Source organism: Bartonella elizabethae F9251 = ATCC 49927 (assembly GCF_000518165.1).
Classification (GTDB): domain Bacteria; phylum Pseudomonadota; class Alphaproteobacteria; order Rhizobiales; family Rhizobiaceae; genus Bartonella; species Bartonella elizabethae.
The window spans coordinates 1-13,569 of the sequence record NZ_JADB01000001.1 but is presented as its reverse complement, the minus strand read 5'-3'; the positions used below and the strand labels follow the sequence as shown (position 1 = coordinate 13,569).

The 13,569-nt window shown below is 39.6% G+C and carries 10 protein-coding genes; all 10 read right to left on the bottom strand.

Annotation, left to right across the window (positions count from 1 at the left end):
- Positions 1–42: 42 nt before the first annotated feature.
- Positions 43–525, bottom strand: coding sequence for a 23S rRNA (pseudouridine(1915)-N(3))-methyltransferase RlmH (gene rlmH, locus T429_RS0100050; protein ID WP_005774198.1), 483 nt, complete (start codon positions 523–525; stop codon positions 43–45).
- A gap of 1 nt (position 526) precedes the next feature.
- The gene (gene rsfS / locus T429_RS0100045) at positions 527–955 is read right to left on the bottom strand and encodes a ribosome silencing factor (RefSeq protein ID WP_005774199.1); all 429 of its coding nucleotides are present in this window, start codon (positions 953–955) and stop codon (positions 527–529) included.
- Positions 956–1,024: 69 nt separating this feature from the next.
- Positions 1,025–1,618, bottom strand: coding sequence for a nicotinate-nucleotide adenylyltransferase (locus T429_RS0100040; protein WP_005774200.1), 594 nt, complete (start codon positions 1,616–1,618; stop codon positions 1,025–1,027).
- Between the two features lie 29 nt (positions 1,619–1,647).
- Positions 1,648–2,904 carry a glutamate-5-semialdehyde dehydrogenase gene (locus T429_RS0100035; protein ID WP_026500802.1) on the bottom strand — a complete coding sequence of 419 codons (1,257 nt, stop codon included), beginning with the start codon at positions 2,902–2,904 and terminating at the stop codon, positions 1,648–1,650.
- A gap of 88 nt (positions 2,905–2,992) precedes the next feature.
- Positions 2,993–4,132 carry a glutamate 5-kinase gene (proB, locus tag T429_RS0100030; protein WP_026500801.1) on the bottom strand — a complete coding sequence of 380 codons (1,140 nt, stop codon included), beginning with the start codon at positions 4,130–4,132 and terminating at the stop codon, positions 2,993–2,995.
- 1 nt (position 4,133) lies between these two features.
- Positions 4,134–5,159 (bottom strand): GTPase ObgE, encoded by a 1,026-nt coding sequence (gene obgE, locus T429_RS0100025; RefSeq protein ID WP_005774203.1) that lies wholly within the window; start codon positions 5,157–5,159, stop codon positions 4,134–4,136.
- A 180-nt stretch (positions 5,160–5,339) separates the two neighbouring features.
- The gene (locus tag T429_RS0100020; protein WP_005774205.1) at positions 5,340–6,062 is read right to left on the bottom strand and encodes an RlmE family RNA methyltransferase; all 723 of its coding nucleotides are present in this window, start codon (positions 6,060–6,062) and stop codon (positions 5,340–5,342) included.
- Positions 6,063–6,091: 29 nt separating this feature from the next.
- Positions 6,092–7,396 (bottom strand): Ppx/GppA phosphatase family protein, encoded by a 1,305-nt coding sequence (locus tag T429_RS09645; RefSeq protein WP_005774206.1) that lies wholly within the window; start codon positions 7,394–7,396, stop codon positions 6,092–6,094.
- A gap of 895 nt (positions 7,397–8,291) precedes the next feature.
- Complete coding sequence (locus T429_RS0100010) at positions 8,292–8,894, bottom strand: invasion associated locus B family protein (RefSeq protein ID WP_005774993.1); 603 nt, start codon at positions 8,892–8,894, stop codon at positions 8,292–8,294.
- Positions 8,891–13,569 (bottom strand): Vomp family autotransporter (locus T429_RS10050; protein ID WP_051410878.1); only part of this gene is annotated, 4,679 nt, incomplete at its 5' end. The genes T429_RS10050 and T429_RS0100010, both read right to left, overlap by 4 nt.

Here is a 13,569-nt window from a genome sequence, read left to right as displayed (position 1 = left end):
TAATAAATATATAAATAAGTGCTAAAAATTGAACAAAAATATTTAAAAACGGTGATATGGATGATGATTTGCAATTGTTACAGCACGATAAAGTTGTTCTGTAAGAAGAATACGTGCAATTTGATGTGGCCACGTCATAAGACCAAAAGATAAAAGAAAATCAGCACGATTCCTTATTTGTTCACTATGCCCATCAGGCCCTCCTAAGGCAATGACAACATCGCGAACACCCTCATCACGATAACATCCTAATTTTTCAGCAAAAGCAGCTGAAGAGATCGACTCTCCACGCTCATCCAACACAATTAATCGACATTTTTCAGGTAAAAATTCAATAAGTCTCCTTCCCTCTTCCTCCATACGTTGACATGCTGTTTGAGCGCGACTTTCTGGTATCTCCTGTAATTTTTTTAAATGAAATCCTACAGCTCCAGAACTTTTAGAAAAACGATCCAAATAATGCTGAATCAATTTTTGCTCTGCTCCACTTTTCATACGACCAACTGCAAAAATAGAAATTTGCATTTTAATGATCTCCGAAGAGAACCGATGTTGTATTATTTAAATCTGGAGCCATCCATATTTTTTCTAAATTATAAAAAAGACGAATTTCCGGACGAAAAAGGTGAATGATAATATCACCCGTATCAATCAATACCCAATCACCTCCAGAAAGCCCTTCTACACGCGCAAAGCCCTGCCCACTGTCTTTCAAAGTGCGGAACAAATGATCGGCAATAGACGATACATGACGCTGCGAATTTGCCGAAGCTATGACCATATAATCAGCTAAAGATGTCTTTCCTTGAATATCGATAGTAACAATATCTTCTGCTTTTGTAGCTTCCAGACTCTTGAGAATAATTTCTAGACTCTCACTCACAGAAAAAACTTTTTTTTCTGTTAAGGGGATAAGATCGTAAGAGTGGTTTTGTACAACGTTTTTCAGATCCATATTCCTTTCTTATTTTTGTAGTATGTAAAAAAAGCTTTCTCTAAAGAGAAGCAGAATCTTATAAATTGTTCAAGAAAAATCATTCTTCTTCAAACGAAGGTTTGTTGAAGATTGAAAAGATAAAGGGCCATGCAAATAAGTCCAAACGGGTGGCTTTATAAAAGGTAATCGTTCGCTTTCTTTTTCATCCAAACGAAACTGGTGATAAATGTGTGCCATAGGAGAAGAGAGGGCTGCCTTATTGCCTAAAGGACGATCAATAATTGCAATAGGAAGCATTGAGACAATATCACGCCATCGATACCAATGATGTATCGTTGTAAAACTATCTGCCCCTATAATCCATACAAAATTTACCCCACTGTGATGGGTCAGAATATGAAAAATTGTATCGATTGATACTTTGCTTCCTATAGCCTGCTCAAAACCTGTTAAGCGGATTTTCGGATGATCAATAAGCTTAAAACTTAATCGCATTCTCTCCTCTAAAGGAAGTAACTGTGTACAATCCTTTAAAGGATTTCCTGGACTAACCATCCACCATAACTGATCAAGACATAAACGCCGAATAGCAACTTTTGCGACAAGAAGATGCCCCGCATGTGGCGGATTAAAAGAACCACCAAAAAGACCCACAACATTGGATCTTTCAACATGTGGCATACGATCTTTCCATGGAAAAAATGGTTTTTTCAAGCTCTAACCTGACCATTTCCTCTAACATGATATTGAAATGATGTTAGTTGTTCAACACCTATGGGACCACGTGCATGCATTTTTCCTGTTGCGATACCAATTTCCATTCCAAAACCAAATTCACCTCCATCTGCAAATTGTGTGGACGCATTGTGCAATAAAATAGCTGAATCCAAATGATTAAAAAAATTCTCCACCACTTCCATATCCTCAGCAATAATCGATTCCGTATGTCCTGAGGAATAACGCTTAATATGAGCAATGGCTCCCTCAACTCCCTCAACCGTTTTAACAGAAAGAATAGCATCAAGATATTCATGTGACCAGTCTTCTTCAGAAGCTAGTTTTATATCTGGCAGAAGAAACGCAATATCTTCTGTGGCACGTATTTCACACCCCCTCTCCTGTAAAGCAGTCAAAACAGGAAGAAATTTTTTTAATGCCTCCTGGTCAATGAGAACTGTCTCAACAGCACCGCATATCCCTGTCCGCCGCAACTTCGCATTTAAAACAATATTGCGTGCCATCTCTAAATCGGCCGATTGATCAATATAAATATGACAAAGACCCTCTAAATGGGCAAAAATTGGAACACGCGCATCAGACTGAACACGCGCAACAAGACTCTTTCCACCACGTGGCACGATCACATCAATCGCTCCATCCAATCCTTTGAGCATTTCCCCAACAGCAGCACGATCTGTCGTTTCAACCATTTGAATTGCATCTTTTGGTAAACCAGAGCGCTCTAAACCTTGTACCAACGCGCAATGAAGAGCATGTGAAGAATGAAAACTATCCGAACCACCACGCAAAATCGCAGCATTGCCCGCTTTTAAGCACAAAGCACTCGCATCAATTGTAACATTCGGGCGACTTTCATAAATAATGCCAATCACACCAAGCGAAGTCCGTACACGACTTATATGAAGCCCATTGGGGCGTGTCCACGCACTCATAACCTGCCCAACAGGATCAGATAAACAAACAACTTCGCGAACGCTATCTATCATTGCACCCAAACGCAACTCATCTAATTTGAGCCGATCAATCATTGCGGCTTTCAAATTATTCTGAACAGCCTTCTCTAAATCCAGACAATTTGCCCGTAAAATTTCATCTGAATGAGCCTCTAAGCTTAAAGCAATCATTTCCAACGCATTGTTCTTTTGCTCAGAAGAAGCAACAGCCATCGCTGCAGCGGCAGAGCGTGCTTTTTTCCCCATATCTTTCATTTGTTCTTCTAAAGTCATCGTACCATTTTTCCCCATATCTTTTATTTTCTCTTCTAAAGTCGTCGTATCATTCACTCTACCAAAACAATAAAACAAAAGTAACTTTTTAAACAGAATTGATCAAGAAGCGTACAATCATATCATTACGATGTACCATAGCAGAACGTGCCTCATACCCAAGAATAGATTCTATTTCTTCGCTTTTACGCCCTATAATACGTACAGCTTCATCTTTGCCATAACTTACAAGTCCACGCGCAATCTCAACCCCATTTGTATCAACAATAGCAACCGTATCTCCACGATGGAAATTTCCCTCAACAGCAATAACCCCTGCTGCTAATAATGATTTTCCTGATTCAAGAGCCTTAATGGCTCCTTGATCAATCGTCAAAATACCAGACGGATCTAAATGACCAGAAATCCATGTTTTCCAAGCACTAACAGATTTCTCACCGGCCGCAAAAAAACTCTTGCGTTCGCCTCTATCAATTGCCGCCAGAGGATTCATACGTTTACCTGAAGTAATAATCATTGCCGTTCCAGCAGCATTCGCTATCTTTCCAGCATCAAGCTTAGTTTTCATTCCTCCTCGTGAAAACTCTGAAGCAGCAACATCTGCCATTTTCTCGATATCATGCGTAATGGATGCAACAAAGGGTATAAATTCAGCCGTCGGATCATTATGAGGAGACTTTGTATAAAGACCATCAATATCAGATAAAAGTATTAAAAGATCTGCTCCCATCATTGTTGCCACACGTGCAGCTAAACGATCATTATCACCATAACGAATTTCATTTGTCGCAACAGTATCATTCTCATTAATAACAGGCACTGCTCCAAAACGTAAAAGCACATTAATCGTCGCACGTGCATTGAGGTAACGCCTTCGCTCTTCCGTATCAAATAAAGTGAGCAAAATTTGACCTGTTTTGAGCCCATGTTGAGCAAGCGCATCCCCATAGGTTTTTGCTAATTCAATTTGACCTAAAGCAGCACATGCCTGACTTTCTTCCAATTTCAAAGTGCCCTTAGGAAGCTGTAGCAATGTCCTTCCTAAAGCAATAGCGCCTGAAGACACCAATAATATCTCTACGCCTCCTTTGTGCAATTCAACAACATCATTGATCAAGCTTTTAAGCCATTCAACGCGTAAACCCATCTGAGGATCAACCAAAAGTGCAGATCCAATCTTGACCACGATACGTTTATAGTGTGTGAGTTTTTGCAATCCAACAGTCATCTCAATCAATCCAGCTATCCTCACCCCTCTCCTCTTTGCGTGACATCTCAATAATATGTGCACCAGCACGCAGTACATTTTCTAAACCTTCACGACTCACAGCAGAAAACATCATAACAGGTTGTCCCGCTACTCTTTGCAAAGCTTCCTGTTTAACTTCACGCTCTTCAATCGTGAGAGTATCTATCTGGCTTAAAGCAACAATTTCAGTTTTATCACTTAGATTATTTCCATATGCCTCAAGTTCATGACGCACAATTTGATATGCTTTTGCAACATCTTCTTCTTGAGCAGAAATCAAATGGAGGAGTACTCGACAACGCTCCACATGTCCTAAAAAACGGTCTCCAATTCCAACCCCTTCATGGGCCCCTTCAATTAACCCCGGAATATCAGCCAAAACAAATTCACGACCATCAATTCGTACAACACCAAGATGAGGATGGAGAGTGGTAAAAGGATAATCTGCAACTTTTGGTTTTGCAGCCGTTACAGAAGCTAAAAAAGTTGATTTTCCGGCATTGGGTAAACCAACAAGCCCCGCATCAGCAATTAACTTCAAACGAAGCCATATTGCACGCTCTTCTCCAGCCAAACCTGGATTTGCACGACGTGGTGCCCGATTTGTCGATGTTGTAAAATGAAGATTGCCAAAACCGCCATTGCCTCCCTTTGCAAGACGATAGCGCTGCCCTACTTCTGTCAAATCACAGATTAACGTTGTATTATCTTCTTCAAAAATTTGCGTCCCAACCGGAACTTTAAGGATGACATCATCACCCTTCTCACCCGTCATATTACGCCCTTTGCCATGGCCTCCTGTTTTTGCTTTAAAATGCTGTTGGTAGCGATAATCAATCAACGTGTTAAGTCCATCAACAACAAGAGCCCAAACATCACCACCCCGTCCTCCATTCCCTCCATCAGGCCCTCCAAATTCTATGAATTTTTCACGGCGAAATGATACTGCTCCAGAACCTCCATTCCCAGAACGAATATAAACTTTAGCTTGATCAAGAAATTTCATTGGAAGCACTCACTGAGGAATCAATTTCTCTACCTCTATAGGCAATATATTAATTTTACCAGTTTTTCATCATTGATAACAGAAAAACTGTCACGATCGCTGATAACTCTTTGAGAAAAAAATCATCCCATTTAAAGAAATTAAGTAAAGTTTAAGTCTTCTCAAAAGAAAGTGCTATTCTTATATTTTTGTTTTTCCCTTAAATTCAAGCGCTAGAAGATAAAGCTCCACTGATTCTGATCGACTTGCGGGTGGTTTAACATGATAGACTTTTTTAAAATGCTGTTTTAATGTTGCAAGAAGAGTGTTTTCTGCCCCTCCTTGAAAAGCCTTTGCTAAAAAATGTCCACCAGGTTTCAAAACCGAAAGAGCAAAATCAGCTGCAACTTCACATAAATAAATCGTTCTTAAATGATCTGTCTGACGATGACCTGTTGTTGGTGCTGCCATATCAGAAAGAACCACATCCGGTTTTGTCCCTAAAGTTTCAATTAATTTCTGCGGTGCATCTGCATGTAAAAAATCCATTTCCAACATTGCAACTCTAGGCAATGGATCCACATGCAAATAATCAATACCAACGACACTAGGTTTTTCATCACTTGACCCTACGATACGCTCAGCTACCTGACACCATCCCCCCGGTGCCGCCCCTAGATCAATAACCTTTTGACCTTTTTTCAGAAATTTATAACGCTCATTCATCTCAATAAGTTTATAAGCCGCACGCGAACGATAACCATCTACTTTTGATTGGTGAACATAAGGATCATTCAAATGCCTCTCTAACCATCGCCGTGATGAAGCTTTAATGGTTCCAGCTTTCTTTTTTACGCGCTGATATAATTCATGTGACCCTGAACCTCCATAGCCACCCGTTGGGGTTTTTGTTGTTTTTTTCATCGTTATTCATTGTCTCCACATTTAATTGTCTAACGCTTGAAATCTCTGCTCTTTCTACGACGACACCATACGCCATCGCGTAACATCAGCTCTATCAAAATTCCTTCTCTTAATCCACGATCAGCAACTCTTAAACGCTGACTTGGCCAAACTTCTCGAATAACATCTAAAATTGCACAACCAGCTAAAACTAGATCTGCTCTCTCTCGTCCAATAAAAGGATTTATGACACGTTTTTCTATATCCCATGACAATAAGCGTTTTGTCATAAGAGTAATGTCTGCATCATCCATCCAAATGCCATCCACTTTTCTCCTATCATAGCGCTCTAAATTCAGATACATCCCTGCTAAAGTCGTAACCGTACCAGAGGTTCCCAAAAGATGAAATTTTGATCCTTGCGCTAACGCGCCTAATTTATGACGATCTGAAAAATTATTTAACAACCCTCGCACATAACTTTTCATTTTTTCAAAATCATCTAAACTAATATTATTCCCTCCAAAACGTTCAGCAAGCGTAACAACGCCAACAGGAAGAGAAGTCCAAGCGGTAATTTGTCCCGCTAAACGAAAAGAACGCTTTTGAGAAACATCAAGAAGGACAATTTCCGATGATCCTCCTCCAATATCAAAGAGCACAATTGCCTCAGTATTTGGTTCAACAAGTGTACTACATCCTGTAACAGCAAAACGTGCTTCTGTTTGCCGATCAACAATTTCCAATTCAAGACCTGTCTCATCCAAAACACGCTGAATAAAATGTCTACCATTTTCTGCTGAACGGCAAGCTTCCGTTGCAATCAAACGATATCGCTTAATATGCCTTTGTTTTAGCTTTAAACGACAAATCTTTAAGGCTTCAATCGCACGATCCATAGCTTGTGTATTAAGAAAACCATTATTTATTAAACCTTCTCCCAATCGTACAATACGAGAAAAAGCATCAACAACACGAAAATATCCAGGTTTACTAGGAGATGCGATAAGAAGACGACAATTATTCGTTCCCAAATCAAGAGCCGCATAAAGAGGTGGAGATTTCACTTGAGAGAACCGTCGCAGAAAAGGTGCTTTGAGTTTTTTTGTTTTTTGAGCACCTATCATTGTCTGATGATGAAACTCAAAAGCTGTCTCCGATTGAATCAAAATCTGTTTCTGTTCACAGAGTCTCTGTTGTCTCTTTATATCAACAAGGATAGAGCATGCCTCTGTTCGCGACAATGCAGAGCGATTATTTTTATTACTCCCACACTGCTCATACAACTGATTTGATTTGGTATCGTGTGTTTCTCCTTGCTTTAACTCTTTTGAACCATAATGTAACGGGGTCATTTCTCTTATCCCTTGAGCGTTTCCCCCAATAAATAAACGCGAAAACTCTTCTGCTCATTCCTAAATAAAGCAACAATGCAGCATCAAATGATAAAATACAAGAAACCATTCTCTTTTTTCTTATCATCGAAACTTTCTACGCTCGTATCATTCAGACTTTGTATAATCGTTTGGTTATTTCCATGAAGTCATACTTCTCTTTATGAACTTAAAAATATAAAGTAAACGTTTATATTCACAGCAATTTTGTAAATTATGTTCTTTTATATCATTCACACGCAATAACCTCTATTGTAACAAACCAGCACTATCATACTCTTTGCTAACGCTTAAGGCTGCAAAAATCTATACATTGGCGTGATTTATCAGAAAAAATTTTTCTTTTTTCAATTACATTATCCAAACATAAGCTTCATTTATTATATGCAACGAAATAGCTGTGATTATGCTAGAATAAAAGCTTCATGATCAGACAAAATACAATTATGGTAGCGTTATCTCATGAATACAAAGAGCAACTATCGTTCAAAAAATTCTCTAGGATTATAAATTTACTTATTATTATAACATGTCAGTTGAAAAATATTATGCTTAATCAGTCCACGCTAAAAAGCCATATTTCCATTTATTTTAAATTGAGTATTTCTAATAACTTTCTATTGCTAAGAACTAACACAATAACTCTCTAAGATTCGTGAAAAACTTTAACCTAACCCTCTATTATATAAAGTATTCACGGTGACTTTAACTTCATAAAACACCTATTTTTTTGAATAAATCATCTTTCCCTTATATTACATAAAACTTCTCACTTATTTCACCTTATAATTTGTATTCAAAAATATAACACAATGATTTATAAAAAATAATTCTTGTTAAAAATTTCGATGAATTTTTAAGGACGCAAAGAATTAAGTGCTGCATTTAACCCTTTAAATGGTACAGTAAAAGAAAATATCTTTCCCTCTTTAAGCTTATAGGAAATACGTACTTTATTGTCCTCTTCTATTTGTTTAGTAATAACTGGCCCTACAGGTGATTGTGCCAAACAAACCGTTTCATTACACTGCGTATAATGAATAAGAACAGGTTTTTTCTCACCTTTCACAAACATTTGAATCGGAACATTTATATCAGAATTTGGCAATGTTCTAAAAAGCATCACTGCTTGACCATTTGTCGTAGAAACAAGAGACCAACTAAAAATAGTATTTCCTTCCTGATCATGAACAGTTTGTGTCACATTACATATACCTTGCTTAAGCTTCAGCTTTTGTTTTTCATCACAAATTAAAGTCCAGTCATAAAACTGCATAATAATTCGACGTGTTTCACCTGGTTCTCCCTTAGGTATCGATAAGTGCGGTGGATGAATTGTATAAACACTATTGTTCTCATTAGCAAAGCCTTCGCCCTTGCCTATTAAGGAAAGAGCAAACAGAATTTTCACGAACAAACTTCTCTTTTTTATCATAATAATCATTTTTTCTATTATCATCTCAACCTCAGAGTAATCCCAGCGCCTATGCCCCAATGGCCTCCAGCACTTGTAATAGATACATTCGAGCGAATATTTCCATCTTCAGACGTATAACCAGCCCCAATAGCAAAGGCAGATTGGCTGCGCCACAAACCACTACCAAATGAGACACTTACAGATCCTGGTATGTCATAGTAACGCAAATTAGATACCGCTAAACCAATAGCTGCAGCCTGTCTTGCTTCCTTGCGGACATCCTCAACGGCATAATTTAACGTCTCAAACTTCATATCTGTATATGCTTTGGACTCACTAACACCATTGTTGACTATATCAGTAATATGTTCATCCGTATACTTCTTCGCATCTTCAAGAACTAGCTTCATCTGCTGTTCCGTATAATCATGCAATTGACCGCCATTGATAGCTTCCTTCGAACCACTTTCAATCCGACCTTCCGCTACATTATCTATCAATACAGGATCACTTTCATTGCCTCCAACTAATGTGATTTTGTTCGTCTTATTACCAGCCTCGTCCTTATCATACTTAACTGAACCATCCGTTGCTAGCGCAATATCTTGTACCTGCTTGTCAATACCATCTACACGCTGTTCAACCGCTGAGACTTTCTGCTCCGTCTTCCAAAGCTGACCGCCATTCACAACTTCCTTCGAGCCTTCCGATACATCTCCATCCGCTACATGCGTAATCTTACTGTCCTTACCATCATGACGACCATCATAGCCTCCTAAATCATCATTCCAGTTCAAACTGTTCGAGCTAACATTCTGCGCTACATTATTAATCCGATCGTTAATACCTGACAAACTTCCATTAACCCCTTCAAATGCACCTGCTACATTATCATAGCTCTTACTCTCTGAAGAACTGCCATCACTCTTGAACTGTGTTATTTGGAATTGAGGTGCTGTCCATTGTCCTCCCTGATAACTCGCGCCTCCTCCTAAATAAGCCGCTAACGTCTGATTCAACTGATACAATTGGTTACCCGTAATCGCTTCTGTCGAACCCGCAGAAATATCTCCATCAACAAGATGGCTAAGCTTGCTGTTGTGCTTCTCTGAACCTTTGCCATGAAGGGCAACAAAGGATTCATCCGCATCACTCCACAACAACGCATTCTGCTCAACAGTCTCTGAAAGTTCATGATGAAGCTTCGTGAATGATTGGTTCACACCCGCAAAAGCTGCAGCAACATTATTATAACTCGTTTCTTCAGAACTTCCATCATCGTTAAAGCTCAATATCTTAAAGCTTGGAGCAATCCACTGACCATTCTCAAACTTAGCACCGCCACCAAAATAGCTCGCAAGCGTATTGTTCATCGAATATAGCTGTGATCCATTTACGGCTTCTGTTGAATCTGCTGAAAGGGTCCCTGCCTTTACACCAGAGAGACTACGTACTGCACCATCACTATTGGCTATGGTGATTTCTGTTCCCTCTTTTTCTGCACCGATCTTGATGACCTTACTCTCTTCATCCTGCTTAACAAGACTATCACTGACAACTTGGCTGATTTCATTCTTAAGCTCATTATGAAGATTCGTGAAAGACGTACCAACACTCGCAAAGGCTTTTGCTACATTATCATAGCTCTTCTCTTCAACCTTGCTACCATCCTCGCTGACAGTGTTAACCTTAAAGCTTGGAGAAATCCACTGACCATTCTCAAACTTAGCACCACCACCAAAATAGGTCGCAAGTGTATTGTTCATCGAATATAGCTGTGATCCATTGATCGCATCCGTGGAGTTTGCAGTAATATCTCCATTCGCAAGAGATGTGATCTTGCTATTCTTCTTCTCAGCATCAGTGCCATGGGTCGCTACAAATGCCTCTTTATCTTCACTCCATAACAACGCATCACCTTTAACTTCCTCAGTAATATCCGTGATTTGTTGAGTAAAGTCTTGCACAACATTCGTGAGATGATTGTTCACATTCTTGATATTCGTATCAAGACCAGTAAACGCAGAACCTACATCTTTAAACTCTGCCTGCTTCGCTTCTCCCTTTTCATCAACCTGAGATAACTTATAGGTTGGACCTGTAAAGGTACCATCTTTAAAGGATGTTTCTCCACCTAAGAACTTTGCAACATCTTGAGAGATCCGGTTAATCTGACCGCCTGTAACCGCATCATGCGAATTCTCAGCAATCTGACCGTCTGCAACATTATGCAATGCAACAGGGGCTGCATTTGAGCCTTTTCCAAGAGTTACACTCGTATAATCAGTCTCACCATTTTCCTTCTTATCGTAAAGAACAACCGCTGAATCATCTGACTGAAGACTGTTAGAAAGCTGCTCCAAACTTTGATCAAGCTGAGCTTTATTAACAGCTTCATTATCATTTACTGCTGCCTTAACACCAGAAAGTGTACGATCCTCACTATCCTTGTTGGCAATATTGATTTCAGTACCGGCTACTTCTTTACCAATGTTGATGAGGTTCGTTGTAGCATCCTGCTTAACAAGACTATCACTGACAACTTGGCTAATCTGATTGTTAATATTCGTAACAGCATTCGTCATCTCATTATGAAGATTGCTGAAAGATGTACCAACACTCGCAAAGGCTTTTGCTACATCATCATAGCTCTTCTCTTCAACCTTGCTACCATCCTCGCTGACAGTGTTAACCTTAAAGCTTGGAGCAATCCACTGACCATTCTCAAACTTAGCTCCACCACCAAAATAGCTCGCAAGCGTCTGATTCATAGAATATAGCTGAGAACCATTCACCGCATCCGTGGAGTTTGCAGTAATATCTCCATTCGCAAGAGATGTGATCTTGCTAGAGGTTCTGTCTTTGCCTTCTCCATGCTGAGCGCTAAAGGCTTTCTCAGATTCACTCCATAACAACGCATTCTGCTTAATATTTTCACTAACCTCATTCGTATTCTTTGAAATCTCTTCATGAAGCTGTGTGAATGAACGATCAACACCACCAAATGCTTCCGCTACACTCTGATAACTCTTATCCTGAACCGTATAAGTCGGTGCAACACCTTTTAATACATCGGCTCCACCTCCTAAGTACTTCGAAGTATTCTCAGAAACTGTTTTAAGATCATTCCTTACTGTCGTAACATTCTGATTGGTCGCAAAAAGCTGACTACCATTTACGGCTTCTGTCGATGTTTCGGTGAGCGATCCGGCTTTTACACCTGTGAGGCTCCGTGACGCTCCATCGGTATTCGCAAACGTAACTTCAGTTCCGCTCTTTTCACCTCCAACCGCAATAACATGGGTCTTCTCATCTTGCTTAACAAGACTGTCTCCCACAACTTGGTTAATCTCATTCTTAAGCTCTTTATGAATATTCGTGAAAGAACTTCCAACTCCAGCAAACGCTTCCGCTACTGTCTTATAGCTCTGCTCTTCAACCTTGCTACCATCAGAACTTACTGTATGAACCTTGAAGCTTGGAGCTACCCAGTTGCCTTCTTTATATTCAGCACCGCCACCTAAATAGCTCGCTAACGTATTATTCATCGAATAAAGCTGAGAGCCATTCACGGCATCGGTCGATGCTTCTGTAAGCGATCCAGCTTTCACGCCTGTGAGGGTCCGAGCGGCATCACCACTGTTGGCAATGTTAATGCTGGTACCACCTTTTTCCGCACCGATCTTGATCACCTTGCTCTCAGCATCCTGCTTAACAAGACTATCACTCACAACATTGTTAATATGATTGTTAATATTCGTAACAGCATTCGTCACTTCATTATGAAGATTCGTGAAAGAACTTCCTACTCCTTCAAAAGCTGCTGCAACATTATCATAGCTCTTCTCTTCAACCTTATCACCAGCAGTATTAACTGTATTAACTTTGAAGCTTGGAGCTACCCAGTTGCCTTCTTTGTATGCAGCTCCACCACCCAAATAGCTCGCCAATGTATTGTTCATCGAATAAAGTTGGGAACCATTAACTGCATCCGTAGAGCCCTTAGTAACATTACCATCCAAAATGTGGGTAATCTTGCTAGCTGTTCTCTCTTTGCCTTCTCCATGTTGTGCACTAAAGGCATTATCATCCTTACTCCACGATAAAGAATCCTGAGCAACACCCTCTGAGACTTCCTTAATACGATCATTTACATTCTTAATATTCTTATCAAGACCAGTAAACGCTGAACCAACATCGGTAAACTCTGTCGATTTTACCTGACCATATGTATCAACACTCGATAATTTATAGCTTGGTCCTGTAAAGACACCTTTCTCAAAACTTGTATCTCCACCTAAGAACTTTGCAACATCTTGAGAGATCCGGTTAATCTGACCTCCGGTAACCGCATCATGGGAACCATTGGCAATCTGACCATCTGCAACATTATGAAGACCAACAGCTGTAGAATTCTTACCCTTACCTAAAGTTACACTCGTATAATCAATTTCATCTTTTTCTTTTTTATCATAATGAACAACCGCTGAATCATCTGATTGAAGATGATTAATCTGGTTGGTTATTTCATTTTTTATATTTGTGAAAGAACTACCGACGCCAGTTAAAGCTTCTGCTACATTCTTATACTCTTGTTCTTCAGATTCACCATTATCCTTAACTGTTTTAACCTTAAAGCTTGGTGCTTTCAAATTGCCTTCCTTATCATATCCAGCGCCACCACCTAATGACTTTGCAACACTGCTACCCAAAGCAT